Origin of the sequence: Pseudomonas sp. 1 R 17 (assembly GCF_900067035.1) — a bacterium.
In the GTDB taxonomy this organism is placed as follows: domain Bacteria; phylum Pseudomonadota; class Gammaproteobacteria; order Pseudomonadales; family Pseudomonadaceae; genus Aquipseudomonas; species Aquipseudomonas marginalis.
In genome coordinates this window covers 153,059-176,592 of sequence record NZ_FKLB01000019.1, presented here as the reverse complement: position 1 = coordinate 176,592, position 23,534 = coordinate 153,059, and the positions used below count along the sequence as shown (strand labels likewise).

The following is a 23,534-nucleotide window of genomic DNA, read 5'->3' as shown; positions in this document are numbered from 1 at the left end:
CTGACATTTCCCAGTTTTTCGGCTAACCAACGATACATGCTGCGAACTCCCCTGGAACAAAGCTTGGACTTATTCACGGGTTATCGGCTTGCATACGGAATTCTGTAGCGACGCTGTCCCCTGTGGGGGGAGCAAGCCCCCTCCCACAGGGTTATGCGGTGTGGTTAGAAAAGGCGGGCGAGCAGGGCGGTGACGGCCGTTTCGACGCGCAGGATGCGGGCGCCCAATTGCACCGGCTGCAAGCCGGCCTTGGCCAGCAGGTCCACCTCATAGGGGATCCAGCCACCTTCCGGGCCTATGGCCAGGGTGACCGGTTCATCCAGCCCACGGGGGCAGGCTGGGTAGTCGCCTGGATGGCCAATCAGGCCAAGGGTGCCTGCGGTCATGGCCGGCAGGCGGTCTTCGACGAAGGGCTTGAAGCGCTTTTCGATAACGATTTGCGGCAGTACCGTGTCCCGCGCCTGTTCCAGGCCGAGGATCAGTTGTTCGCGAATGGCCTCGGGCTCCAGGAAGGGGGTCTGCCAGAAGCTTTTTTCCACCCGGTAGCTGTTGACCAGCACCACTTTCGGCACGCCCATGGCCGCCACGGTTTGCAGGACCCGGCGCAGCATCTTCGGACGTGGCAGGGCCAGCAGCAGGGTCAGGGGCAGTTTGACCGGCGGTGGTTGGTCGAAGCTCACTTGCAGTTCGGCTTCGCGGGCTTCCAGGCGCAGCAATTGCGCGTTGCCCATCAACCCGCCAAGGCGCCCGACCCGCAGGCTGTCGCCTACGGCGGCACGGTGGACTTCCTGCATATGCACCAGGCGCCGATCACGCAGGATCACCCGGTCGGCCGCGATAAAGTCGGCATCGAACAGCAGCAGCAGGTTCACGGCTGGGTCGCTGGCGGCTGGTCGTCGTCGGCGGGTTGGTCATCCGGGTGATCGCCACGCTTGCTGATCAGGCCGCTGAACAGGATGCCGATCTCGAACAGCATCCACATCGGCACGGCCAGCAGGGTCTGGGAGAAGATGTCCGGCGGCGTGAGGATCATACCGACCACGAAGCAGCCGATGATCACGTACGGGCGGATCTTCTTCAGGTACTGCACGTTGACCACGCCGATCCACACCAGCAACACCACGGCCACCGGGATTTCGAAGGCGACGCCAAAGGCGAAGAACAGCGTCATGACGAAGTCAAGGTAGCTGGTGATGTCGGTCATCATCTCCACGCCGGCCGGGGTGGCGGCGGCGAAGAACTTGAAGATCAACGGGAACACCAGGAAGTAGGCGAAGGCCATGCCGGTGTAGAACAGCAGGATGCTCGATACCAGCAAGGGCACGGCGATGCGCTTCTCATGCTTGTACAGGCCCGGTGCGATAAAGCCCCAGATCTGGTGCAGGATCACCGGGATCGCCAGGAACAGCGAGACCATCATCGTCAGCTTCAACGGCGTCAGGAAGGGCGATGACACATCGGTGGCAATCATCGTCGCGCCGGCCGGCAGGTACTGGCGCAGTGGCGTGGAGACGAAGGTGTAGATCTGCTGGGTAAAGGCGAACAGCCCGGCAAAGATCACGAAGATCGCGGCCACGCAACGCAGCAGGCGGGTCCGCAGCTCGGTCAGGTGCGAGACCAGCGGCATATGCTGGTCGTTTTCCGGTTTATCAGCGCTCATGGGGCTCGCGGCGGCAATGTAGGGTCATGGGGCGCGGGCGACGCAGCGGGCGTCGGCGCAGGCTCGGTTGGAGCGGTCGGGGTCGGGGCGGCGGGCGGGGTATCCACCGCAGGCGCGATGCTGTGCTCGGCCCCAGGCTCCACCGGTTTGGCGGGCTCCTGCACCGGCGACAGGATCTTCCGGGCTTCCTGCTCCAGCGACAGAATATGTTCGTTGTGCAGTTGGCGACGGATCTCGTCGGCGCCGATTTCCCGTTCAACTTCCTGTTTGATGGCGTTGAAACTGCGTTTCAGGCGCCCGATCCACAGGCCGGCCGTGCGCGCGGCACCGGGCAGGCGTTCCGGCCCCAGTACCAGCAAGGCAACCAGGCCGACGAGCAGCAGTTCAGAGAAGCTGATACCAAACATTAGTCAGTGCTCACGAGTCTTTGCGGGTCGGCTCTTCGACTTTTTCAGCCTGCACGTCGAAGGTACGACGCTCGGTGATCGGCTGGGTGGCCTGGGGGTGTACAGGCTGGGCCGGTGGCACCGGGTTGGCGGCCGGGTCGGCAGGCTTCTCATCGTCGTTCATGGCTTTACGGAAGCCCTTGATCGACTCGCCCACATCGGTGCCGAGGTTTTTGAGTTTCTTGGTGCCGAATACCAGTACCACTACCACCAGGATGACGATCCAGTGTTTCCAGTCAAAAATGCCCATGCTGCAAATCCTCTAGTAAAAGTTATTCAAGCGGACGGGCGCGAGGCCTTTTCGGCGTGCCCGGACAAGCCGAAGCGACGGTCCAGTTCATCCAGCACGGCCTGTGGATGCTGCCCCAGTTGGGCGAGCATGACCAGGCTATGGAACCACAAGTCGGCGGTCTCATAGATGACATCGCTGCAATCGCCGCTGATTTGCGCGTCCTTGGCGGCGATGATGGTCTCGATGGACTCTTCGCCGAGTTTTTCCAGAATCTTGTTCAGGCCCTTGTGGTACAGGCTGGCGACGTAGGAGCTGTCGGCGTCCGCACCTTTGCGGTCCTCCAGCACCTGGGCCACACGGTTGAGGGTATCGCTCATGTTCAGTGTCCTGGCGAGTAGATGGCGTGCGGGTCTTTGAGCACCGGCTCTACAACCTTCCATTCGCCGTTCTCGAACACGCGATAGAAGCAGCTGTGGCGGCCGGTGTGGCAGGCGATGTCGCCGATCTGCTCGACCTTGAGGATCACCACGTCGGCGTCGCAGTCGATGCGCATCTCGTGCAGGGTCTGCACGTGCCCGGACTCTTCGCCCTTGCGCCACAGTTTGCCACGGGAACGTGACCAGTAAATGGCGCGCTGCTCAGTGGCGGTGAGGCTCAGGGCCTCGCGGTTCATCCAGGCCATCATCAGCACGCGCCCGGTCTTGTAGTCCTGGGCAATGGCCGGCACCAGGCCGTCACTGTCCCACTTGATCTCGTCCAGCCAGTCTTTCATCTTCGGCTCCGGCAATTTGCGACAGTGTATAACCGGATGGGCTATCGACGCACGATCAGATAAACACCCACGGCGACCATGATGCCGGCCGGCCAGTGGCCCAGTTGGTTCAGCGGTCCGCCAATGGCCAGCATTGCCCCGCCCACCAGGTGCGCGGCGCCCAGCAGGCGCAGGAACCAATCGTCCTTGCGCTTGCGCCATGGCGGTTCCGGGTCTTTGGCGTGGGGCTGGGACATGCGCTCCAGCAGGTCGCGGGTCATGTTGGCCAGGTGGGGCAGTTGTTCCATCTGGCTATGCAAGTTGCCCAGCATGGTCTTGGGGCTCATGCGCTCGCGCATCCAGCGTTCCAGGAAAGGCTGCGCGGTGTTCCACAGGTCAAGGTCCGGGTACAGCTGGCGGCCCAGGCCTTCGATATTGAGCAAGGTCTTTTGCAGCAACACCAACTGCGGCTGCACTTCCATATTGAAGCGCCGCGCGGTCTGGAACAGGCGCATCAGCACCTGGCCGAAGGAGATATCTTTCAGGGGCTTTTCAAAGATCGGCTCGCACACGGTGCGGATCGCCGCTTCGAATTCGTTGAGCTTGGTTTCCGCCGGCACCCAGCCCGAATCGATGTGCAACTGCGCCACGCGGCGGTAGTCGCGCTTGAAGAAGGCGAACAGGTTGCGCGCCAGGTAGTCCTGGTCTTCCGGGGTCAGGCTGCCGACGATGCCGCAGTCGATCGCGATGTACTGCGGGCTCCAAGGGTTGACGGTGCTGACGAAGATATTGCCGGGGTGCATGTCGGCGTGGAAGAAACTGTCGCGGAACACTTGGGTGAAGAAAATCTCCACGCCGCGCTCGGCAAGCATCTTCATATCGGTGCGCTGGTCGGCCAGGGTGGCGAGGTCGGTGACCTGCACGCCGTAGATGCGCTCCATCACCAGCACTTTCGGGCGGCACCAGTCCCAATACACCTGCGGCACGTACAGCAACGGCGAACCTTCGAAGTTGCGCTTGAGCTGGCTGGCGTTGGCCGCTTCGCGCAGCAGGTCGAGTTCGTCGTAGATGGTTTTCTCGTAGTCGGCGACCACGTCCACCGGGTGCAGCAGGCGCGCATCGGCAGAGAAACGTTCGGCGGCGCGGGCCAGGATAAACAGCCACGCCAGGTCCTGGCCGATGATCGGCTTGAGGCCCGGGCGAATCACCTTAACCACCACTTCTTCGCCGCTCTTCAACTGCGCGGCGTGCACTTGCGCCACCGAGGCCGAGGCCAGCGGTTCGACGTCGAAGCGGCTGAACACCTCGCTGATCTTCTTGCCCAGCTGCTCTTCGATCAGCTTCATCGACTGCTGGGAATCGAACGGCGGTACGCGATCCTGCAGCAGCATCAGTTCGTCGGCGATGTCTTCGGGCAGCAGGTCGCGGCGCGTGGAGAGGATCTGCCCGAACTTGATAAAGATCGGCCCCAGGTCCTGCAACGCCAGGCGCAGGCGCGCGCCCCGGCTCAACTCCAGCTGCTTGCGCGGGAACCAGCGCCACGGCAGCACATAGCGCACCGCCAGCAGGAACCACGGCAAAGGCAGGGCGAACAGCAGGTCATCGAGGCGGTAGCGGATTACGACGCGCTGGATACGGAACAAACGGCGGACGGCGAGCAGCTTCATGCGTTATCGCTTGGATCAAGGGAACGGCTCAGGCGCTCGAAGCGGGCCTCGAGGCGTTCCAGGTCGATTTTGGCCTTGTCGAGCTCACGAAAGCGCGCTTGCGCTTCGCGTTCTCCGACCAGGGTGCGCGATTCTTCGCTCAGGTATTCGGCAAGGTTCTGGTTGAGGCTGGCGAACCCCTGCTGGTACCAGCGCGTGCGACTGCGCAGGTGCCCGCTGATCAACTGGGTGGCGACGGGGCCGATCCAGCGGGACAGCTCGTATTCCCAGTCCAGTTCCAGGTCCTGCAGTACGGCGGCCAGGTCCATCAGGACCGCGCTGTCGCCTTCCAGGTGCACTTCGGGGCCGTGGAGGATGGCGGTCTTGTTGCGGCTCAGCGTTAGGTGCAACAGGCTGGAGGCCGGTGCACGCAGGGTGCAGTCGGCTTCGGCAGCCCATTGAGTGGCGAGCAGCAGGCCTTCATCGCTGGGCAGGATAAACAGCTGCAGGGCGGGGCTGGTGCAGTCCACGGCGATGACCTTGCCGTTCAAGTGCGCGAGCCGTGCCAGGGCGGTGCTGTCCAGGCGCAGTACACGGTTGATACCGTGTTCGACGCTGGCGAGAAGGCCTTTGAGCAGCATCAGGGCTTGATGCCACGGTGCAGGGCGACAATCCCCGAAGTCATGTTGTGGTAGGTCACGCGGTCGAAACCGGCTTCTACCATCATCGACTTCAGGGTTTCCTGGTCGGGGTGCATGCGGATCGATTCGGCCAGGTAGCGGTAGCTTTCGGCGTCATTGGTGATCAGCTTGCCCATCAACGGCATGAAGGCGAAGGAGTAGGTGTCGTAGACCTTGGACATCAGCGCGTTGGTCGGCTTGGAGAACTCCAGTACCAACAGGCGACCACCCGGCTTGAGTACGCGCAGCATCGAGCGGATCGCGTCTTCCTTGTGGGTCACGTTGCGCAGGCCGAAGGCGATAGTCACGCAGTCGAAATGGTTGTCGGGGAACGGCAGCTTTTCAGCGTCGGCCTGGACGAATTCGATATTGCCGGCCACGCCTTTGTCGAGCAGGCGGTCACGGCCGACCTTGAGCATCGAGCCGTTGATGTCCGCCAGCACCACCTGGCCGGTAGGGCCGACGAGCTTGGAAAACTTGGCCGCCAGGTCACCCGTGCCGCCGGCGATGTCCAGCACGCGGTTGCCGGTGCGTACACCCGACAGCTCGATGGTGAAGCGTTTCCACAGGCGGTGCATGCCGCCGGAGAGCACGTCGTTCATCAGGTCGTACTTGGCCGCCACGGAGTGGAATACCTCAGCGACTTTTTCCGCTTTCTGGCTTTCCGGGACGTTCTTGAAGCCGAAGTGAGTGGTGGGTTCGGCATCGCTGCCTTTGCGCTGATCAGTCATATCGCTGTCACCAAAAGAGAATGCGGGACATGATAATCCCCAAGGCCTGCTTTGTCTTGGCAAGGCTGCAGGTAAGATAGGCAGGCACCGAGACCTTTTGCCGCATTCAAGGTATTCAAATCCCTATAAAGAGGAGTCATTGCAATGGCCCGTATAACCGTTGAGCGTGCGCATTCCCTGGGTAAAGAAGGGGCACGCGCAAAGGCCGAGAAGTTGGCGCATAAACTCCAGGAGCAATATGGCCTGGAGCCCTCGTGGTCCGGCGATACCTTGAACCTCAAGCGTTCGGGGGTTAAAGGCACCGTGTTGGTGGCGGATGATTCGCTGCGCATTGATGTGGAACTGGGCCTGTTGATGTCGGCCATGAGTGGCACCATCAAGTCCGAAATCGAGAAAGCCCTGGATAAAGCCTTGGCCTGATCCGCGAGTACTTAGGGTGCCGATTCTAATTTTCCAGCCTACTTTGTGCCCAGGTCCTCAACTCCTGCGGGCCGTTCCTCCCCCCTTTTCTGCGTGAGGTGCACCATGGCCAAAGTTATCCTGAAGAAAAAAATCGATGCTCAGACCGGCGCGTTGAGTGACGTTAAAACCTATGCCCGCAAGATCTGGTTGGCGGGTCTTGGTGCCTACGCGAAGGTCGGCAGCGAGGGCGGCGACTACTTCAAAGAGCTGGTTAAAACCGGTCAACATGTTGAAAGTAAAGGAAAAAAAGTTGCAGTGGAACAACTTGATGCGGCCAACAGTCAGATTGATCAAGTAAAGAGTAATGTCTCCGCGGTCAAAGGTCTGGTAGAAGTTCAGCTGGATAAAGTTGAAAAAGCTTTTGATACTCGCGTTGCCAGTGCCTTGAATCGAATTGGCATTGCGTCTAAACATGACGTGGAGACACTCTCTGCTAAGCTCGAAGAGCTGACGGCATTGCTCGAACGTGTCGCGCGTAAACACTAAGGAGACATCGGGATGGCTGTTAAAAAGACTACTCAGAAAGAAGGCAGCTCGTGGGTCGGGAAAGTTGAAGAATACTCCCGCAAGATCTGGCTGGCTGGTTTAGGCGTTTACTCGAAGATCGACAGTGACGGCAGCAAACTCTTCGAGACCTTGGTTAAAGACGGCGAGAAGGCCGAGAAGTTGACCAAGAGCGCAGTCGGTAAACAAGTAGGCGCTGCTAAAGCCACTGCCGGTTCGCGCATCAGCGATGCGAAGAAACAGGTATTGGGTACTTGGGGCGAGCTTGAAGGGGCGCTGGACAAGCGCCTCAACAGTGCTATTTCGCGCCTGGGCGTGCCGAGTAAAGCTGAATTGAAGGCATTGCACGGCAAGGTCGATACCCTGACCAAGCAGATCGAAAAACTCACCGGTGCCAAAGTGGCTCCTGTGAAAGCGGCTGCAGCTAAGCCGGCTGCCAAGCCTGCTGCAAAAACGGCCGCTGCCAAACCAGCGGCTAAAACGGCTGCCAAACCTCTGGTGAAAGCTGCCGCCAAGCCAGCTGCAAAACCCGCGGCCAAGGCAGCTGTAAAAGCAGTCGCTAAACCGGCTGCCAAAACCGCAGCGGCCAAACCGGCTGCCAAGACCACAGCTAAACCCGTGGCTGCGAAAGCAACTGCCAAACCTGCGGCCAAGCCAGCAGCCAAGGCCGCCGCAAAACCGGCCGCTAAGCCCGCAGCCAAAACCGCAGCCGCCAAACCCGCGGCCAAGCCTGCCGCTGCTAAACCTGCAGCCAAGCCCGCCGCCGCGAAACCGGTGGCCAAGCCAGCCGCCAAACCTGCTGCGGCGAAAAAGCCAGCTGCAGCGAAAAAAACGGCAGCGCCTAAGCCTGCTGTTGCCGCCAAGCCGGCAACCACGGCACCGGCTGCTTCGGCGGCCAACTCGGTGTCGGCACCCACGCCTGCCGCCACCCCGACTGCAACGCCGGTCACCCCGACGCCAACCAGTCAGTCCTGATTTTTCCGGGACGCGCAAAAAATGCCCGGCCTGCAAAAGCTGGGCATTTTTTTTGTGCGCGGTTACCCCATCAATTATAAGTGATGGAAACGGTGACAGTGCTGTCCAGGGTACCTGCGGTAATCGCGGAGCCGGTTTTCCGGTACGACGCATTCATCGGTAACAACGCTCTTGCGCCGCTTGTGGCGATCTGGCGGGTGCGCTGGGCGACAGAACCATTGGCGGGAATGTCAGCGACGTTTCGGTGGGAAAGCGAGAGCGCCGTCCCGGCTGAGGTTCCGGTGTTGGCGAACAATGCGCCGTTGCCGCTGGACGGAGTGCCCGCGAACAGAAAGAACACATTTTGAATGTCCGATTCGCACTCGGCGGTAATGTCGAAATTTGTCGTACCCACTTCTTCGGATGAATCAAAATCCGATACTTTGATCGAGGGCAGGGTGATGGTGCGGGTCACATCACCGGCGGCCAGGTTGCAGGTGCCGGCATTGACCTGGCCGGTAAAGCGCAAGGTGCCCGTGGTTGCGGCCTGGACCGCAGTGGCGGCCAGGCTCGCGGTGATAGCCAGCAGCAGGGGCAGGGCTCGAATCCTCATTACATACTCCTCAGGTTTTTAGTTATAGGTGATGTTGACGGTCGCGGTCGTTTCGAGCCTGCCTTGGCTGACCGTGCCGTTCTTGTGATAGGCCGCACCCAGCGGCAGCACCGCGCGCCCCCCGGAGACCGGCACCGTGCGGGTGTTTTCGGTGCCGTTGGCGAGGATGTTCTGGATACCACCGCCAATGCGCGAATACAGCCACAGGGCGACGCCACCGGCAGTGCCCGTATTGGCGAAGAGCCGATCATTGCCAGGTGCGGGGGTACCGGAAAAGCGGAAGGTCACGTTGGAAGCGTTGGTGCAGTTTGCGGTTAACTCGAAGTTGCGTGGGCCCGCGGTCGTTGCGTTATTGAATGCGCCGACTTGCACCGGGTCGAGCGAGATCGTGCGGTTGACGTCGCCGGTTGCCAGGTCGCAGGTGGCGGCGGGCCTGACAAAGCGCACTGCGTTGCCGAGCCTCAGGGTAAAACTCTCCGGACGGTTATCCAGTCTCTTCACCCAAATGTTACCGGCAGGCACTGTCCCGTCTGTTACAGGCCCGGCTTTATAGAACCTCAACTCCGCGGCCATGAAGCTGGTGATGGGGCCGCTGAATGTGCGTTGTAGGCTCTGCATGGCAAAGAAAGGGTAAAGCGAGCCGGAATGTCGGATGCGCATGTGTACACCCACACCAGGAACTTCGGTCTCGTAGTACTTTACGTGAGACCTTGCGCTGTAGCGCCCGGTGATCGTTCCTAAAGTGTGGCCGCAATTCATGGTGTAATTGGGTGCCGTACCAGTGAATTCCTTAATGACAATTTCAGACTCCACTGGGAGGCTGTCCGGTACGACGATTGTGGACGGAAGGGTGAGTGTGAATGTGTCGTTCTGATACCTGTCACACGCCGCTTGAGCCGCAATCGGCGAGCCAAGGACCAGCACTGTTGACATGAGTTGTATGGCGCGTTTCATCTTCAGTCCCGCAAAAGAAATAGGGCGGTTGCAGGCAAGCAGTGCACTGGGCGTGCTTGCCTGCGCCGGATCAACTGCTTGCATTGCGCTCGCTCGACGGTGGCATGTGCTGTGCTGTATCGAGCCGGCAGGTGCCCGCGTCGAGATTAAGCAACCGTTGGGTGCCGGCAATGTTCGACTGTGCGCCCAAGTCGTAATGCAACTGGCATGCGGCGCCGGCATGGGGGCCCCACTTGATCGTCAATGGTCCCTGTGCACGAGACACTCGAACAAAGGCTTGACCACCCTGCCCGACCACCCCGACGCTCGCGCCGTCCTCATCAAACACATCCGCACCAAACGGCAAGGAGCTGCCATCCTCGCGCAGTGCCGTGATCAACATGGCCTGGCCGCTGACCGTCTCGAACTTAAGCTTCACCACCGAACCGGCACGGGGCGCTACGTTCTGGGCGGCGGTCTTGAGTTCCACATCGACCGAAAGATCCTTCGGGTCCAGCTCCACGACGTTCTGGCGATACGGGGTAAGGTGGGGTACCACGGCGTAGCCGCTGTTACCGACTTGCGCGCTGTGGTTACCGTTGATCCGCGCACCCTGGGCGTCGGGCGCCTGGACGATGCCGATGGTGTCGCCCAGCTCCGGAGCGAAGGTCACGCCGCCGGCGTGGGCAACGATGCCGCCGGTCATCCCCAGCGATACCGAGCGGTAGTCGCTGCTCTGCCCGTAACCGGCAGACAGCACGCCATGACTGGCCTGGTATTTCATATCGGCACTCGCGGCGTTACCACTGCCTCGGGTTCGACTGGCACCAAGGCCATAGCTGAATTCGCTGCGTTCGCCAAGGCTGCCGCCGACGTTCACGCGCTCGCCACTGTTTTGGTCGCCGTGATAGACCGTGGTGGTCAGGGTCGGCGAACGCGCGCCGCTGCCCAGGGGCAGGCTCAAGGTCAGATCCACCTGCTTGTCGACTCGGTCGCTCAACAGGTCACGGGTGCGCTGTGCACTGACGGTATAGTGAAGGCCCTTCCAGGTGCCGCTGTATCCCGCGGTAAAGGTCAGGTTGCCACTTGTGCGGTTCCAATAGTTTTGCGAAGAACCGGTCAGGTAAACCGAGCCGTTGCCCAGGCTCTGGTTGAGGCTTATGTCCATTCTGTCGCGCAGGCGCGAGACGCTGTCGAGGCTGAGTCCGTCGATGGCAAGGTCGCGAATCCGTGCGGCATCGCCTACGCTCAGGAACCCTTCAGTGGAATAGCGGTAGGCCCCCAATGCGAAGTGAGTGCCGGTGTCTGCGAAATTCTTGCTGTAGCGCAGTTGCAGGCTTTGTCCCTCCCGCGAACCGTGCCCAGGTACATGGGCATTGGAGTGGGTCAAGTCAAACGACACCGCACCCAATGGCGTGTTGAGTGCCGTTCCCAATAATTGTGAATTGTAGTCTTGGCCCACCACCGCGCCGGTATAGCCGGTCAGTAGATTGCTGAGGCCATGCTGGTAGGTCGCCTGCATCAGTGTGGGAGGGTGCCGAAGGCCAAGTTCATCGAGCTGGCCGATGCTCAGCGAATAGCGGTGGTGGCCGGGTCGCAGGAGGTTGGCGTTGGCCGCAAAGGGGACGATGAACTCCCGCTGACGGCCATCCGCCTCGGTGATCGTGACGGTCAGGTCGCCGCCATATCCGGTAGGGAATAAATCATTGAGTACAAACGGCCCGGGCGCCACCGACACCTCATCCAGCAGTACCCCGCGCTGGCGCACGGTAACCCGCGCGTTGGTCTCGGCAACGCCGCGCACCACGGGGGCAAAACCGGTCTGGGAATCAGGCAGCATCCGGTCATCACTGAACAGGCTCGCACCCCGCAGGCGGACGCTGTCGAACAGCTCGCCCGGCGTGTAGATTTCGCCGACCATCAATTGAGACTGCAGCGAGCTCATTTCACGCTGAACGTAGGTGCTGCTGCTCTGGTAGCCAGAGCCCACCGATGATTGGCTGTAGCTGCCGTTGTGGCGCCAATGCCAGTCGCCCAGGTTGAGCCCGGTGTTCAGGCCCAGGTAGTTGGAGTTGAGCGACTGATGCCTGGTTTGGGTGGCAAAGGTGTTGGCGTTGTAACGCACGAAGGCTGCGTCGATGCCACTGTCCCAGTGTTTGGGATCGATATAGCCCCGAGCCTTGCGTGCGAGGTAAATCTGCGGGATCTGCAGGTCAAGGCGATTTTCACCAGAATCGAACCGGCTGCTGGCGCCTGGCAGGTAGCTGGCAATATCGGCGCATGCGGAAAATACGGCGTCGGTCGATTGCCTGTCGACCGCCTCCATGTCGATGCCGAACCTGAAGAGCGCGTCACGCTCAAGGCACATCTGCGCAGTGTCTTGTCCGTCCATGGCCTTGAACGATAGCGTCTCTCTGCCTATCCATTGGCCGTTGAGATAAACCTCCGCACGGTAGCTGCCGGGTAGCACGACGTTGCCTTGGTTGAACTTTGAAATGTCGACCTGCAAGCCCGCTGCCCCGCCGGGAAAAAAGGCCGGGTTGAATACAGAATGCGTGGCGTCTTGGGCCGCTGCAGTGTGGGCGCCACCCAACAGCAATAGACCTTGAGCTACAAGCGTCAACCTGAAAGGCGATATAAACCCGTTTTCGGGTCTGGCCGGTGTTTTCGAACTCATGGATACCGTTCCCGGGGAAAGTTGTGGTCCGAATTGCGACAAAGCGCGGCCCTGTCCTGACGAACAAGTACTGAACGGACGTGTTTGATTTGTGCTGCGGCGGGTCAATCAACCTCGAGAGGCAGTGACTGGACCCTGATGAACTCAGGGTGGGGCGATCATGGCGACACCTTGGCGCTGTGCTGGATCGTGAGCCCGAAGTCGTCGAGCGTCTGGAACTCCACGGTCATCTCGGTCGTACGCAACGACGCAAGCCCTGCAATCTGGAAGTGGTTGCGGCTATCGGGCGCCACCATATTGTCGCCGCTCGATGCAGCGGATTTGCGCGCATGGCGCTGCCCCTGCGCGACCACTTCGATCTTGTCGAAATTCACGTAATAGGGGGTCGGGTTATAGACCTCCAGTGACGAGCCGTGCTCGGTGGTTACGCTGCGCCACTGCAATTTGGCCGGCGCGGCTTCGGCCGCAAAGGGCAGGCTGGGCGGTCGGAGAAGCACCTTGATCCTGGAGCGGAAGGCAAGTTGCAACTGGTTACCCTGGTCGGCATCTTGGGCCTGCGAAGGCACTTCGAGTAAGTTGAACCAGTACAGGCTTTCCTGCGCAGACGGCAGCGTTTCGCCGGTGTATGCCAGGCGCACGACGTGTTGCCGGCCTGGCTCGATACGAAAGATCGGCGGCGTGACAACAAAGGGGATTCCGCCGGCGTCCGGGGTAGAGTGCTCGTCACCCTTGTCCAGCCATGCCTGCATCAGGACGGGTACCTGATTCTTGCTTTCCAGCCTTACTGTGACTTCCTTGTCCTGTTGCGGATAGATGATCCGTGTGCTGCTGATCACAACGCTTGCCTGCGCCATGACGGGACAGATCAGTGCAAGCGTCAACAGGCTGAGTCTGGTTAGCCAATGTGAGATCAAAGTCGCGTTCATGCTGCGGGTTATCCTGCGGACGAAAGGGTGACAGCCGCCGTGTGCTGCACGCGGGCGCCAAAATCGCTGACGGAAACGAACTCGACCTGGGGGTTGCCGTTGGGACGAATACGCAACTGGGGCAATGCAAACAGTTTCATGTCTCCGGCCGGCAATAACAGACCGTCATTGGCCGCCTGGCTCGGCGCCTTGTTGAACCGTTTGCCTTCGCTCAGCAACGCGACCGATGCCAGCGAAATATGGTAGGGCGTGGGGTTGGTCGCTTGCAGGGCGAACCCATGGTTATGGGGGACCAGTTTCCACTGCAGTTTGGTTGCCGCGCTGCTGACGGGGTATGGCAATCCTTGTGGGCGCAGGAAGACCCGCAAGCGAGTGCGAAACGACAATTCGATCTGGTTGTTTTGCGCGGCGTCGGCGGAAGTCGGCGGCACTTCGAATATGTTCAACCAGAACAGGCTTTCGCGATCAGTAGGCAACGGGGCGCCGGAATAACGCAGGCGCAATGCCTGTTGTTGGTGCGGTTCGATGCGAAACATCGGCGGTGAGAGGGTGAACGGAGTCCGCGCAGTCGCTGGTGTCGAGTTTCGGTCGCCCGTATCCAGCCAGGTCTGTACCAATGCCGGACGATCGGCTTTATTCTCCAGGCGCACAACGACCTCCTGCTGCTCAGCGGGGTAGATCACGCGTGTGCCATGGACAATGATGCCGGCATGGGCGTTGAGCGCGTGCAGCGACAGCAGCCCGAGGGCACAGGTGGCGAGAGCACGGCGGGCCATTCTTTTAATCATTTGAAGTCTCTTCGAGTCTGGGGGCGGACCCGCAACGCAGTTGCAGGTCCTGGGTTCGAGGTCTGCGTGTGCAGACGTGTTATCCCTTACTCGGCGTATTCGACCAGGAAGCCGACGCGTGTTTTCACCGTGCCTTCGGTTGCGGCGCCGCTGGCGTACATTTGGGCTGCCAGCGGGATAATGGCCTGGTTATCGGCGATCACAACGCCCTCGGATTTTTCGGTGTAGACGTTGATCGGCGAGCCGTCGCGGTTTGTGACTTCGACCTGTACGTTCTTGGCGTTGGTGGTGTCGGAAGGGTCGTCGTAGCCGTCGATGTTCAAGCGGCCGGTAGCGACGTCAATGGCTGGGCTGGTTGGGTCGAAAGCCACCATGGCCGTGCGGCCGTTGGTGCAACTGCCTTCGCCGGGCCCGCCAATGCGAATGGTGAAACCGGTGAGGTTGGCGCGACTGCCAGCGGTTGCCAGGCGTGAAGCAGAGACGCCGCCCAGGTTGACGTCCTTGACCACTGCGCCTGTGCCAGGTGCGGCACCCTCGACGGTGCAGGTCACATCGGTCACCAACCCCGTGAAGTTGATGACCCCGTCGTTGGTGGCGAATGCGGGCCGTGATAACGCAGCCGTCAGGGCAAGCAGTGTTGCAGCGGTGGAGATAGCGGTAAATTTCATGATGATTCCGGTCGTGATTTTAATAAACGAGAGCCGCCACAGGTAAAAAGCAGCACCTGTAGTTCGTTTCGAACTAGTCTCTAATGGCGGTTATATAATTTGGCGTGCAGTGCCAGATGGCATCTATAGCGAAGTGGCGAGTTTTATCTCGTGATAGTTCGAAAAATAATCGAGTTAACTTAGGAATTGTCTGTAGTACTGGGAATTATCTGTAGGATGTTGCTGAAGGGGTAACGCTTATTGCCCCGCTATGTTGATCCCTTGATGGGGCAGGGTATACCGTGCTCGCAGCAGCGAATAATGTTGCGGTGTTGTATTTACTTATGCGGGTTTATTTATGCCTACTTCAATATCCACCACGTATACCGTCATGCTGCTAGATGACCATGCGATGCTTCGGCAGGGGATCGAGTTGGGGTTGAGCAACGAGGCCGACCTCCATGTGGTCGGCTCTTTCGGGACGGCCAAGGAATTACTGGAAGCCCTTGCGCGGCGTCCGGCGGATGTGGTGGTAATGGACTTCATCCTGGCCCCTTCGGACAACGATGGCCTGAGTCTTATACAAGCGCTGAACCGGCGCTTCAGCCAGTGCCGGCCGTTGATTGTCTGTTCGCATTACACGCCCGCTACCGTATCACTGTCGCTGAAGGCTGGCTGTTGGGGAATCCTGGGTAAAACCCAGAACCTGACGGAGTTGATCACGGCTATTCGAACCGTCGCCCAAGGTCGAATTTATCTGCAGCCTTGCATGGTGCCTGCTTTGCAGGGCATGCAGTCAATGCTGGAAGTCGTGAGTATGAAGTCGAAAATGGACTATGCAACGCCGTTGCGCTTGCACGCCTGTCTTACGCCTAAAGAACAGGAGGTGCTGCGGTGTTTTCTGGATGGAATGTCGGTGAATTCGATTGCTGCAAAGTTCTCACGCAGTGCGAGTACGATCAGTACGCAGAAACAATCGGCTTATAGAAAATTGGGAATCAAGAATGACAGTGAGTTGTTCAAGTTTACCCAGCAATTCGGGGAGTTTGATTGATTCGGCTCAAATGTCAGCCGCAGGTTTTCGGATAATGCTTAAACATGATCGTCCAGATAGCGCAGCGCCAATCGCTCCGTGGCCTGCCGCGCCGCAGGTAGCAGATGCGGCGCCACCAGCATCATGACCTGATACACCGCCACCCGCACCTCGCCCTCACGGTCGAGAATGCGTTGGTAGTCCAGGGAGAACAGCAGGGTCATGGTGATCTGCTCCACCAACTGGCCCAGCGCCTGGGTGTCACTGACCAGTTGCCCGTCCGCCTTCAGGCGCGCCAGCAAGGACGCGAGGGTGCGCTTGAGTGCGGTCAGCAGGTTGCGAATGCCCTTGGCCAGTTTCGGCAGGCGCCCCGCCAGGTTCGACAGGTCCTGGAACAAAAACCGGTATTGGGCCATGCGTTCGACGATCAGGTGCAGGAACAGCCAGTAATCCTGGGCCTGCAGTTGCGCGTCCGCCGGCGGGTCGAGCAGCGGCGCCAATTCGCCCTGGAAGCGCTCGAACAGCCCGAGCACCAGTGGCTCCTTGCCATGGAAGTGGTAGTAGAGGTTGCCGGGGCTGATCCCCATTTCATTGGCCACCTCCATGGTCGACACGTTCGGCTCGCCCTTCTGGTTGAACAACTGCAAGGCACATTCAAGGATACGGTCGCGGGTCTTCATCCAGTCTTCTTAATCTGATCGTTGAGCTCAGCGCACTCGCACGTAGGTGCCGGGCGCCGCTTCCATCGGTGGATAGTTCTGGTTGCCCAGGGCGGTGAGGGTTTCGCGCTGTACGCCCGAGCGCTGCTGGATCCACGCCAGCCACTGCGGCCACCAACTGCCTTCGACGTGGTTGGCGTCGTAGTACCAGGCACGCGGGTCGCTGCTCAGCTTGGGGTTTTCGACGTAGTTGGCCTTGGGGTTGCCCGGCGGGTTGAGGATGCTCTGGATATGCCCGCTGTTGGACAGCACGAAGCGCCGCTCGCCACCCAGCAATTGCGTGGAGCGATACACCGCGTCCCACGGCGTGATGTGGTCGTTGATCCCGGCCACGCTGAAGCTGTCCACCGTGACCTTCTGCAGGTCGATGGGCGTGCCGCACACTTCCAGGCCGCCGGGATGGCTCAGCGGGTTGTGCTTGAAGAAATCGAGCAGGTCGCCATGCAGTGCGGCGGGCAGGCGCGTGTTGTCGTTGTTCCAGTACAAAATGTCGAAGGCCGGCGGTTTCTTGCCCAGCAGGTAATTGTTGATCCAGTAGTTCCAGATCAGGTCGTTGGGGCGCATCCAGGCGAACACCTTGGCCATGTCGCGGCCGTCCAGCACTCCTTGCTGGTAGGAACGACGCTTGGCCGCCTCGAGGGTTTGCTCATCGGCGAACAGCATGGCGGGGCTGTCGATCTGGCTGTCCAGCAGGCTCACCAGGTAGCTGGCGCTGGAGATACGACGCAGCTGGCGCTTGGCTTGCAAGTGGCCTTGCAGGGCGGCGATGGTCAGGCCACCGGCGCAGGCGCCCATCAGGTTGACCTCGCGGGCGCCGGTGATGGCCCGACAGACATTGAGCGCTTCCTCCAGCGCCGCCACATAGGTGGACAGGCCCCATTCGCGGTGGCGTACATCCGGGTTGCGCCAGCTGACCATGAAGGTCTGCAGGCCGTTCTTGAGGGCGTACTGCACGAAGCTATTGGCCGGGCTCAGGTCGAAGATGTAGTACTTGTTGATTTGCGGCGGCACGATCAGCAGCGGCCTGGCGTACTGTTTTTCGCTCATGGGCTTGTATTGGATCAACTCCAGCAGCTCATTGCGAAATACCACCGAGCCTGGGGTGGTGGCCACGGTCTTGCCGACTTCAAAGGCCTGTTTGCTCACCTGGCGCGGCAGGCCGTTGTTGTGCAGCAGGTCGTCGAACAGGTTGCTCACGCCGCGCACCACACTGTTGCCGCCGGAGTTGAGCAGCTCCTTGACGGCCAGCGGGTTGAGCAGGGTGTTGGAGGGCGACACGGCGTCGTTGATCAAGGCGAAGGCAAAGTGTGCGCGGGCGCGGTCGTCGGCGCTCAGTGAGCTGTCATCGATCCACTGGCGGGTCTGCTTCTGCCAGCTCAAATAGGCTTGCAGGCTGCGTCGGTAGAACGGGTTGAGCGTCCAGGTCGGGTCGCTGAAGCGGCTGTCCCGTGGGTTGGGCTCGTGCACGGTCTCACCCAGCAGCACACGACCCAGTTGACTGCCCAGGGCCAGGGCATGACGGGCGGTATGCACCGGGTTGCGCCAGCCGTGGGCGGCAACGCTGCGCAAGGTCGACAGCAAATCCCGACCGCGCAGGCCGGTGATCGCGTTTTGTGCGTTGATGAACGCGGCAGGGGTGGGCGCCGGGTTCGTCACGGGTCTTTCTCGCATGAGCCAACACTCCTTCGTCAAGCCATCAACAGGCACGCCAATTCAGAACCATAGTCGGTTCTCGGCAAGTTGCGCGGCGGTGTGCTCCTTACACCGCTGGTCGCGGGTGAATCACGGCCCGCATGCGCTCCTCCTCGAGAAACTTCATGATGATCGGCGCCACGGCTTCAGCCCGGGTGATCAGGAACAGGTGGCCGTCATCGATGATGTGCAACTGTGCGTTGGGAATGCGCCAGGCCAGCATGCGCATGTTGACCAGCGGGATCAGCGGGTCGTCGTCCCCGGCCAGCACCAGGGTGGGCTGGCGGATCTTGTGCAGCCAGTGGATGCTGGTCCAGCCCAACCCCGCGAACAGTTGCCAGTAGTAGCCCAGCTTGCCGGCCGAGCGCACTTTGCTCGCGTGCTCGGCGGCCAGTTTCGAATCGCGGCGGAACGAACCGCCATAAATCATCGGTGCAATGCGCACCACGTGGGACGGCTGGATATAACGCCGGGGGCTCGCCATCAGCCACAGCACCTTCGGCTTGCCCGGCACCATAAAGGCCCCGGCAGCGGTCGCCGCCAGGATCAGCTTCTTGCAGCGCTCCGGGTAGTCATAGGCAAACTGCTGCGCCAACGCGCCACCCCAGGACACGCCCACCGCATTCACCTGGCCATAGTCCAGGTAGTCCAGCATGCGTGCGGTGAGCTTGGCCAGGCCGGGAAATCGATAGGGTCGGTTGGGCGTCGAGGAACCACCCACGCCCGGCACATCGAAGGCGATCACTTCCAGGTCCGGGTCCAGGGCCTGGACGAACGGAAACACCAGCTCAAGGTTGGCGCCGATGCCGTTGAAGATCAGCAACGGCGTCAAGTGGGGCTTGCCCGGGCGTACCGCCGTGCGGATGGTCTGGCCATCCAGGTCGATGGTACGGAAGATGAACGGTTGCGGCATGGGGGAACCCTTCGATAGGTACTTCAATCCCTTGTAGGAGCGAGCTTGCTCGCGAAGGTCGTCAACGATAACGCGGGATAGCTGATGTCCCGTGTTGATCTTGAGCCTTTCGCGAGCAAGCTCGCTCCTACAGGACTAGCGTTCATGCACATAGGTACCCGGCGCCGCTTCGGCTGCGGCGTACGTCTTGTTGCCTAATACCGTCGGTGCCTTCTTCAGCTTGCCCGCACGTTCCGCTTGCCACACCTGCCAATGCAACCACCACGAATCAGTGTGCTTGGTCGCATTCTCCTGCCACTCCAGTGGCTTGCCCGCCAGGCTGTCGCTGGTCTGGTAGCGCGCCTTGGGGTTACCGGGCGGGTTGAGGATGCTCTGGATATGCCCGCTGCTCGACAGCACGAATTCCACTTTGCCACCAAACAGCTGTGCCGACTTGTAGCACGACTGCCAGGGGGTGATGTGGTCGTTGGTGCCGGCCAGTGAATAGATATCGGCCGTGACCTGCTTGAGGTCGATCGGCGTGCCGCACACTTCCAGGGCATTGGCGCGCACGAGCGGGTTGTTTTTGAACAGTTCGATCAGGTCGCCATGGAACGCCGCCGGTAAGCGCGTGGTGTCGTTGTTCCAGAACAGGATGTCGAACACCGGCGGCTCATTGCCCAGCAGGTAGTTGTTCACCCAGTAGTTCCAGATCAGGTCGTTGGGACGCATCCAGGCAAACACCTTGGCCATGTCGCGGCCTTCCAGCACGCCGGCCTGGTAGGAGTGGCGCTTGGCCGCTTCCAGGGTCTGCTCATCCACGAACAGCGCCACCTGGGTGTCCAGGGTGGTGTCCAGCACACTCACCAGCAGGGTCAGGGCGTTGACCTTCTTCTCACCCAGCGCCGCGTAGTGGCCCAGCAGGGCGGTGCAGGTGATTCCGCCGGAGCAGGCGCCGAGCATGTTGATATCCTTGCTTCCGGTGATTGCCGTGACTACATCGACCGCTTCCTTGAGCGCCTCGATATAGGTCGACAGGCCCCATTCGCGCTGGGCCTTGGTCGGGTTGCGCCAACTGACGATAAAGGTCTGCTGCCCATTGCGCAGGCAGAAGCGCGCCAGGCTCTTTTCCGGGCTCAGGTCGAATACATAGAATTTGTTGATCTGCGGCGGTACCACCAGCAACGGGCGTTCGTGCACCTGTTCGGTGATCGGCTTGTACTGGATCAGCTCCAGCACGTCGTTGCGAAATACCACCGCCCCTTCGGTGATGCCCAGGGTCTTGCCCACTTCGAACGCGCCCATGTTGACCTGGCTCGGCATGCCGCCGTTGTGCACCATGTCCTTGGCCAGGTGCGACAGGCCGTCGAGCAGGCTCTTGCCGCCGGTTTCAAAGAAGCGTTTGACCGCCGCCGGGTTGGCCGCGCTGTTGGTAGGAGCCATGGCTTCGGTCATCAGGTTGATCACGAAGTGGCCGCGGCTGATGTCCTGGTCCGACAGGTTACTGTCGCCGATCCAGTCGTGCAGTTCCTTGCGCCACGCCAGGTAGGTTTGCAGGTAGCGTTTGTAGAGCGGGTTCTGGCTCCAGGCTGGGTCGTGAAAGCGACGGTCATCGCTTTCGGGTTGCAGCTGCGATTTGCCGAACATCACGTTCTTCAATTCAACGCCAAAGTGGGCGACGTGCTTGACGCTGTGCAACGGTTGCTTGATGGCTTGGGTCAGCACCATCTTGGCCGAGGCCAGTAAATCCTTTTTACGTAACGCGATGATCGGGTTAAGCCCCAGGGTGTTTTCCGAGGCCTGGCGTTTCAAGTCATCGTTGTTCTTGTTACTCATCTACGACGCTCCATTGTCCGAAAGACGAGTACCGGGTACCGCTGCGCACCAGGTTTCGATACACAACACAAGCCAGGTACTGCGACTCGGGTGACCGTTGATACCGCATCGTCAAATGCAGGGAACTTGCCAGTTCCATTGGTTACCCGAGTTTAATTTTTTTCGCAAGCGGGCCAATCGTTGGCCACGCGACAGGGCATTCAAGCAGATGAAATTAGAAAATGCCCTCTAAAGAGCAAGAAGCCTGGACTAGAGCATCAGCCGCACGACCGACTCGCTCGGATCGCGGGTTTTGCCGGCTGCCTTGAGCTCGGCAAGATAATCGGCCCACAACGCGTCCTGACGCACGGCCAATTGGTAGAGGTAGTCCCAGGTGAACAGTCCGCTGTCATGGCCATCGTCGAAGGTCAATTTCAGTGCGTACTGGCCGGCCGGTTCGATCTTGGTCAGGCGCACGTTGAGCTTGCCGAATTGCAGGATGGGTTTGCCGTGCCCCTGGACCTCGGCGGAAGGCGAATGCACCCGCAGCAGTTCGGCGGGCAACTGGTAGACCTCGTCGGGCCCATAGGTGAGGCCGAGGGTGTTGGAGGTTTTGTGCAAATTAACAGCGGTGGGGAATTTCGGCATTGGGGACACCTTGGGCTGCAAGCTACAAGCTGCGAGTTGAGTGTGCTCAACTTGCGGCTTGTAGCTTACAGCTTGCGGCTTACAGAATGTACCGTGACAAGTCCTCGTTCTGCGCCAATTCACCCAGGTGGCTGTTGACGTAGTCGGCGTCGATCTTGATCGCTACGCCATTCTGCGCCCCGGCCATGTCGCCGGCGCTGAAGGACACTTCCTCAAGCAGGCGCTCAAGCAAGGTGTGCAGGCGGCGCGCACCGATGTTCTCGGTCTTCTCGTTGACCTGCCAGGCAATCTCCGCCAGGCGCTTGATGCCGTCCGGCAGGAACTCGATGCCCAGCCCTTCGGTTTTCAGCAGCTCACGGTACTGCTCGGTGAGCGACGCATGGGGTTCGCTGAGGATGCGCTCGAAGTCGCCGGGGGTCAGCGCCTTGAGCTCTACGCGAATCGGCAGGCGGCCTTGCAGCTCGGGCACCAGGTCGCTTGGCTTGCTCAGGTGGAACGCACCCGAAGCGATAAACAGGATGTGGTCGGTCTTGACCATGCCCAGCTTGGTATTGACGGTGCAGCCTTCGATCAGCGGCAGCAGGTCGCGCTGCACACCTTCGCGGGATACATCGACGCCGCCGGAGTTGCCGCGCTTGGCGACCTTGTCGATCTCGTCGATAAACACGATGCCATGCTGCTCAACGGCTTCCAGGGCCTTGGCCTTGAGCTCTTCGTCGTTGACCAGGCGTCCGGCTTCTTCATCGCGCACCAGCTTCAGCGCGTCCTTGACCTTGAGCTTGCGGCTTTTCTTCTTGCCCTTGCCCATGTTGGCGAACAGGTTCTGCAACTGGCTGGTCATTTCTTCCATGCCAGGCGGTGCGGAAATGTCGACGCCAGAGACTTCAGCGACTTCGATCTCGATTTCCTTGTCATCCAGCTGGCCTTCACGCAGGCGCTTGCGGAACAGCTGGCGGGTGTTGGAATCCGAGGCCGGTGCGGCGTCTTCGTTGAAGCCCATGCGCGCCGGTGGCAGCAGGGCGTCGAGGATGCGTTCTTCGGCGGCGTCTTCGGCGCGGTGGCTGACCTTGGTCATTTCCTGCTCGCGCAGCAGCTTCAGGGCAGCGTCGGCCAGATCACGAATGATCGACTCGACATCGCGGCCCACATAGCCGACTTCGGTGAACTTGGTCGCTTCGACCTTGATGAACGGCGCGTTGGCCAGCTTGGCCAGGCGTCGCGCGATCTCGGTTTTACCGACGCCGGTCGGGCCGATCATCAGGATGTTCTTCGGTGTTACTTCAACGCGCAATTCTTCGGGCAGTTGCATCCGGCGCCAGCGGTTACGCAGCGCGATGGCAACCGCGCGCTTGGCATCGTCCTGGCCGATGATATGGCGATTGAGTTCATGGACGATTTCGCGGGGAGTCATGGACATAGTGTTTGGCGGCCTCAAGCGGGAATAAGCCTACGGCTTACTCGGCGAGGTCCTGCTCCTCAATGGTGAAGTTGTGGTTGGTGAACACGCAGATGTCGCCGGCGATGCCCAGGGCAGTCTCGACGATTTCGCGGGCCGACAGGTCGGTTTTCTTCAACAGTGCGCTGGCTGCGGCTTGTGCATAACCACCGCCGGAGCCCATGGCGATCAGGCCATGTTCAGGCTCAACCACATCGCCGTTACCGGTGATGATCAGGGACGCATCTTTGTTGGCGACGGCCAGCATGGCTTCCAGGCGGCTGAGGGAGCGGTCGGTGCGCCATTCCTTGGCGAGTTCGACCGCGGCGCGTACGAGGTGGCCCTGGTGTTTTTCCAGTTGGCCTTCGAAACGCTCGAAGAGGGTGAAGGCGTCGGCGGTGGCACCGGCAAACCCGGCGAGGACCTGGCCGTGGTACAGGCGACGGACTTTCTTGGCGTTGCCTTTCATCACGGTATTGCCCAGGGAAACCTGGCCGTCGCCGCCCATGACGACTTTGCCGTGGCGACGTACTGAAACGATGGTGGTCAAGGGGAGAGTCTCCACGCAGCGGGGCGAAAATGCCCTGATGGAAACTCATATGGGGGTGGCGGGGGGGATTTCAACCGTGGGGGTTTAAGGCGGACGAGTG

At 60.5% G+C, this 23,534-nt stretch carries 26 protein-coding genes; 4 read left to right on the top strand and 22 right to left on the bottom strand.

What is annotated here, in order from left to right:
• Nucleotides 1–164: 164 nt before the first annotated feature.
• The 9 genes from BFP99_RS03915 to ubiE are packed head-to-tail and all read right to left on the bottom strand — an operon-like array spanning nt 165 to nt 6,146.
• On the bottom strand, nt 165–872 hold the full coding sequence (locus tag BFP99_RS03915) for a 16S rRNA (uracil(1498)-N(3))-methyltransferase (RefSeq protein ID WP_065946666.1): 708 nt from the start codon (nt 870–872) through the stop codon (nt 165–167).
• A complete protein-coding gene (gene tatC, locus BFP99_RS03910) occupies nt 869–1,660 on the bottom strand; it encodes a twin-arginine translocase subunit TatC (RefSeq protein WP_027605034.1) in 792 nt (263 codons plus the stop codon). The genes BFP99_RS03915 and tatC overlap by 4 nt, the downstream gene beginning before the upstream one ends.
• Nucleotides 1,657–2,067 (bottom strand): Sec-independent protein translocase protein TatB, encoded by a 411-nt coding sequence (gene tatB / locus BFP99_RS03905; RefSeq protein ID WP_065946665.1) that lies wholly within the window; start codon nt 2,065–2,067, stop codon nt 1,657–1,659. Before tatB ends, tatC begins: the two co-directional genes overlap by 4 nt.
• 10 nt (nt 2,068–2,077) lie before the next feature.
• On the bottom strand, nt 2,078–2,356 hold the full coding sequence (locus BFP99_RS03900; RefSeq protein ID WP_003171180.1) for a twin-arginine translocase TatA/TatE family subunit: 279 nt from the start codon (nt 2,354–2,356) through the stop codon (nt 2,078–2,080).
• A 26-nt stretch (nt 2,357–2,382) separates the two neighbouring features.
• Nucleotides 2,383–2,715: a phosphoribosyl-ATP diphosphatase gene (locus BFP99_RS03895; protein WP_027605032.1), complete on the bottom strand. Its 333-nt coding sequence runs from the start codon at nt 2,713–2,715 to the stop codon at nt 2,383–2,385.
• A 2-nt stretch (nt 2,716–2,717) separates the two neighbouring features.
• Nucleotides 2,718–3,110: a phosphoribosyl-AMP cyclohydrolase gene (gene hisI, locus BFP99_RS03890; RefSeq protein WP_065946664.1), complete on the bottom strand. Its 393-nt coding sequence runs from the start codon at nt 3,108–3,110 to the stop codon at nt 2,718–2,720.
• A gap of 41 nt (nt 3,111–3,151) precedes the next feature.
• A complete protein-coding gene (gene ubiB, locus BFP99_RS03885) occupies nt 3,152–4,756 on the bottom strand; it encodes a ubiquinone biosynthesis regulatory protein kinase UbiB (protein WP_065925725.1) in 1,605 nt (534 codons plus the stop codon).
• Nucleotides 4,753–5,376, bottom strand: a complete 624-nt coding sequence (locus BFP99_RS03880) for a ubiquinone biosynthesis accessory factor UbiJ (RefSeq protein WP_065925724.1) — start codon at nt 5,374–5,376, stop codon at nt 4,753–4,755. The genes ubiB and BFP99_RS03880 overlap by 4 nt, the downstream gene beginning before the upstream one ends.
• On the bottom strand, nt 5,376–6,146 hold the full coding sequence (gene ubiE, locus BFP99_RS03875; RefSeq protein ID WP_003171186.1) for a bifunctional demethylmenaquinone methyltransferase/2-methoxy-6-polyprenyl-1,4-benzoquinol methylase UbiE: 771 nt from the start codon (nt 6,144–6,146) through the stop codon (nt 5,376–5,378). The genes BFP99_RS03880 and ubiE overlap by 1 nt, the downstream gene beginning before the upstream one ends.
• A 144-nt stretch (nt 6,147–6,290) precedes the next feature.
• On the opposite strand from ubiE, the gene BFP99_RS03870 reads away from it, so the two are divergent.
• The 3 genes from BFP99_RS03870 (at nt 6,291) to BFP99_RS03860 (ending at nt 8,087) form a co-directional block, all read left to right on the top strand.
• Nucleotides 6,291–6,566 carry a polyhydroxyalkanoic acid system family protein gene (locus BFP99_RS03870; protein ID WP_027605029.1) on the top strand — a complete coding sequence of 92 codons (276 nt, stop codon included), beginning with the start codon at nt 6,291–6,293 and terminating at the stop codon, nt 6,564–6,566.
• 105 nt (nt 6,567–6,671) lie between these two features.
• The gene (locus BFP99_RS03865; protein ID WP_027605028.1) at nt 6,672–7,094 is read left to right on the top strand and encodes a phasin family protein; all 423 of its coding nucleotides are present in this window, start codon (nt 6,672–6,674) and stop codon (nt 7,092–7,094) included.
• 12 nt (nt 7,095–7,106) lie between these two features.
• On the top strand, nt 7,107–8,087 hold the full coding sequence (locus tag BFP99_RS03860) for a phasin family protein (RefSeq protein WP_065946663.1): 981 nt from the start codon (nt 7,107–7,109) through the stop codon (nt 8,085–8,087).
• Between the two features lie 70 nt (nt 8,088–8,157).
• On the opposite strand, the gene BFP99_RS03855 is transcribed toward BFP99_RS03860, so the two are convergent.
• From BFP99_RS03855 to BFP99_RS03830, 6 genes are all read right to left on the bottom strand, one after another.
• A complete protein-coding gene (locus BFP99_RS03855; protein WP_065925722.1) occupies nt 8,158–8,679 on the bottom strand; it encodes a fimbrial protein in 522 nt (173 codons plus the stop codon).
• Between the two features lie 18 nt (nt 8,680–8,697).
• A complete protein-coding gene (locus tag BFP99_RS03850; RefSeq protein ID WP_370671256.1) occupies nt 8,698–9,717 on the bottom strand; it encodes a fimbrial protein in 1,020 nt (339 codons plus the stop codon).
• Nucleotides 9,704–12,289 (bottom strand): fimbria/pilus outer membrane usher protein, encoded by a 2,586-nt coding sequence (locus BFP99_RS03845; protein WP_083221130.1) that lies wholly within the window; start codon nt 12,287–12,289, stop codon nt 9,704–9,706. The genes BFP99_RS03850 and BFP99_RS03845 overlap by 14 nt, the downstream gene beginning before the upstream one ends.
• 158 nt (nt 12,290–12,447) lie before the next feature.
• Complete coding sequence (locus tag BFP99_RS03840; RefSeq protein WP_065946662.1) at nt 12,448–13,215, bottom strand: fimbrial biogenesis chaperone; 768 nt, start codon at nt 13,213–13,215, stop codon at nt 12,448–12,450.
• 8 nt (nt 13,216–13,223) lie between these two features.
• A complete protein-coding gene (locus BFP99_RS03835) occupies nt 13,224–13,991 on the bottom strand; it encodes a fimbrial biogenesis chaperone (RefSeq protein ID WP_235865639.1) in 768 nt (255 codons plus the stop codon).
• Between the two features lie 98 nt (nt 13,992–14,089).
• Complete coding sequence (locus BFP99_RS03830) at nt 14,090–14,671, bottom strand: fimbrial protein (protein WP_065925847.1); 582 nt, start codon at nt 14,669–14,671, stop codon at nt 14,090–14,092.
• Nucleotides 14,672–15,041: 370 nt separating this feature from the next.
• Between BFP99_RS03830 and BFP99_RS03825 the strand changes: the two genes are divergently transcribed.
• Nucleotides 15,042–15,704: a response regulator transcription factor gene (locus BFP99_RS03825; protein WP_065925846.1), complete on the top strand. Its 663-nt coding sequence runs from the start codon at nt 15,042–15,044 to the stop codon at nt 15,702–15,704.
• Between the two features lie 38 nt (nt 15,705–15,742).
• Here BFP99_RS03825 and BFP99_RS03820 read toward each other — a convergent pair whose 3' ends face one another.
• The 7 genes from BFP99_RS03820 to hslV form a co-directional block, all read right to left on the bottom strand.
• A complete protein-coding gene (locus BFP99_RS03820) occupies nt 15,743–16,363 on the bottom strand; it encodes a TetR/AcrR family transcriptional regulator (RefSeq protein WP_065946661.1) in 621 nt (206 codons plus the stop codon).
• 27 nt (nt 16,364–16,390) lie between these two features.
• Complete coding sequence (phaC, locus tag BFP99_RS03815) at nt 16,391–18,073, bottom strand: class II poly(R)-hydroxyalkanoic acid synthase (protein ID WP_065925718.1); 1,683 nt, start codon at nt 18,071–18,073, stop codon at nt 16,391–16,393.
• 88 nt (nt 18,074–18,161) lie between these two features.
• A complete protein-coding gene (gene phaZ, locus BFP99_RS03810; protein ID WP_027605018.1) occupies nt 18,162–19,007 on the bottom strand; it encodes a poly(3-hydroxyalkanoate) depolymerase in 846 nt (281 codons plus the stop codon).
• Nucleotides 19,008–19,142: 135 nt separating this feature from the next.
• Nucleotides 19,143–20,822, bottom strand: coding sequence for a class II poly(R)-hydroxyalkanoic acid synthase (phaC, locus tag BFP99_RS03805; protein ID WP_065925717.1), 1,680 nt, complete (start codon nt 20,820–20,822; stop codon nt 19,143–19,145).
• A 249-nt stretch (nt 20,823–21,071) separates the two neighbouring features.
• The gene (locus BFP99_RS03800; protein ID WP_065925716.1) at nt 21,072–21,449 is read right to left on the bottom strand and encodes a gamma-butyrobetaine hydroxylase-like domain-containing protein; all 378 of its coding nucleotides are present in this window, start codon (nt 21,447–21,449) and stop codon (nt 21,072–21,074) included.
• 79 nt (nt 21,450–21,528) lie between these two features.
• Nucleotides 21,529–22,866 (bottom strand): ATP-dependent protease ATPase subunit HslU, encoded by a 1,338-nt coding sequence (gene hslU, locus BFP99_RS03795; protein ID WP_027605015.1) that lies wholly within the window; start codon nt 22,864–22,866, stop codon nt 21,529–21,531.
• Nucleotides 22,867–22,903: 37 nt separating this feature from the next.
• The gene (gene hslV, locus BFP99_RS03790) at nt 22,904–23,434 is read right to left on the bottom strand and encodes an ATP-dependent protease subunit HslV (protein ID WP_010563201.1); all 531 of its coding nucleotides are present in this window, start codon (nt 23,432–23,434) and stop codon (nt 22,904–22,906) included.
• Nucleotides 23,435–23,534: the final 100 nt, after the last annotated feature.

Excerpts from the sequence above, each read along its gene's own strand:
- BFP99_RS03850 (WP_370671256.1), bottom strand. The coding sequence starts at position 9,717 with ATGCAAGCAGTTGATCCGGCGCAGGCAAGCACGCCCAGTGCACTGCTT.
- BFP99_RS03865 (WP_027605028.1), top strand. The coding sequence starts at position 6,672 with ATGGCCAAAGTTATCCTGAAGAAAAAAATCGATGCTCAGACCGGCGCG.
- tatC (WP_027605034.1), bottom strand. The coding sequence starts at position 1,660 with ATGAGCGCTGATAAACCGGAAAACGACCAGCATATGCCGCTGGTCTCG.
- BFP99_RS03860 (WP_065946663.1), top strand. The coding sequence starts at position 7,107 with ATGGCTGTTAAAAAGACTACTCAGAAAGAAGGCAGCTCGTGGGTCGGG.
- phaC (WP_065925717.1), bottom strand. The coding sequence starts at position 20,822 with ATGAGTAACAAGAACAACGATGACTTGAAACGCCAGGCCTCGGAAAAC.
- hslU (WP_027605015.1), bottom strand. The coding sequence starts at position 22,866 with ATGTCCATGACTCCCCGCGAAATCGTCCATGAACTCAATCGCCATATC.
- BFP99_RS03880 (WP_065925724.1), bottom strand. The coding sequence starts at position 5,376 with ATGCTGCTCAAAGGCCTTCTCGCCAGCGTCGAACACGGTATCAACCGT.
- tatB (WP_065946665.1), bottom strand. The coding sequence starts at position 2,067 with ATGTTTGGTATCAGCTTCTCTGAACTGCTGCTCGTCGGCCTGGTTGCC.
- phaZ (WP_027605018.1), bottom strand. The coding sequence starts at position 19,007 with ATGCCGCAACCGTTCATCTTCCGTACCATCGACCTGGATGGCCAGACC.
- BFP99_RS03870 (WP_027605029.1), top strand. The coding sequence starts at position 6,291 with ATGGCCCGTATAACCGTTGAGCGTGCGCATTCCCTGGGTAAAGAAGGG.
- BFP99_RS03825 (WP_065925846.1), top strand. The coding sequence starts at position 15,042 with ATGCTGCTAGATGACCATGCGATGCTTCGGCAGGGGATCGAGTTGGGG.
- BFP99_RS03895 (WP_027605032.1), bottom strand. The coding sequence starts at position 2,715 with ATGAGCGATACCCTCAACCGTGTGGCCCAGGTGCTGGAGGACCGCAAA.
- ubiB (WP_065925725.1), bottom strand. The coding sequence starts at position 4,756 with ATGAAGCTGCTCGCCGTCCGCCGTTTGTTCCGTATCCAGCGCGTCGTA.
- BFP99_RS03845 (WP_083221130.1), bottom strand. The coding sequence starts at position 12,289 with ATGAGTTCGAAAACACCGGCCAGACCCGAAAACGGGTTTATATCGCCT.
- BFP99_RS03830 (WP_065925847.1), bottom strand. The coding sequence starts at position 14,671 with ATGAAATTTACCGCTATCTCCACCGCTGCAACACTGCTTGCCCTGACG.
- ubiE (WP_003171186.1), bottom strand. The coding sequence starts at position 6,146 with ATGACTGATCAGCGCAAAGGCAGCGATGCCGAACCCACCACTCACTTC.
- BFP99_RS03820 (WP_065946661.1), bottom strand. The coding sequence starts at position 16,363 with ATGAAGACCCGCGACCGTATCCTTGAATGTGCCTTGCAGTTGTTCAAC.
- BFP99_RS03840 (WP_065946662.1), bottom strand. The coding sequence starts at position 13,215 with ATGAACGCGACTTTGATCTCACATTGGCTAACCAGACTCAGCCTGTTG.
- phaC (WP_065925718.1), bottom strand. The coding sequence starts at position 18,073 with ATGCGAGAAAGACCCGTGACGAACCCGGCGCCCACCCCTGCCGCGTTC.
- BFP99_RS03835 (WP_235865639.1), bottom strand. The coding sequence starts at position 13,991 with ATGGCCCGCCGTGCTCTCGCCACCTGTGCCCTCGGGCTGCTGTCGCTG.
- BFP99_RS03900 (WP_003171180.1), bottom strand. The coding sequence starts at position 2,356 with ATGGGCATTTTTGACTGGAAACACTGGATCGTCATCCTGGTGGTAGTG.
- hisI (WP_065946664.1), bottom strand. The coding sequence starts at position 3,110 with ATGAAAGACTGGCTGGACGAGATCAAGTGGGACAGTGACGGCCTGGTG.
- BFP99_RS03800 (WP_065925716.1), bottom strand. The coding sequence starts at position 21,449 with ATGCCGAAATTCCCCACCGCTGTTAATTTGCACAAAACCTCCAACACC.
- BFP99_RS03855 (WP_065925722.1), bottom strand. The coding sequence starts at position 8,679 with ATGAGGATTCGAGCCCTGCCCCTGCTGCTGGCTATCACCGCGAGCCTG.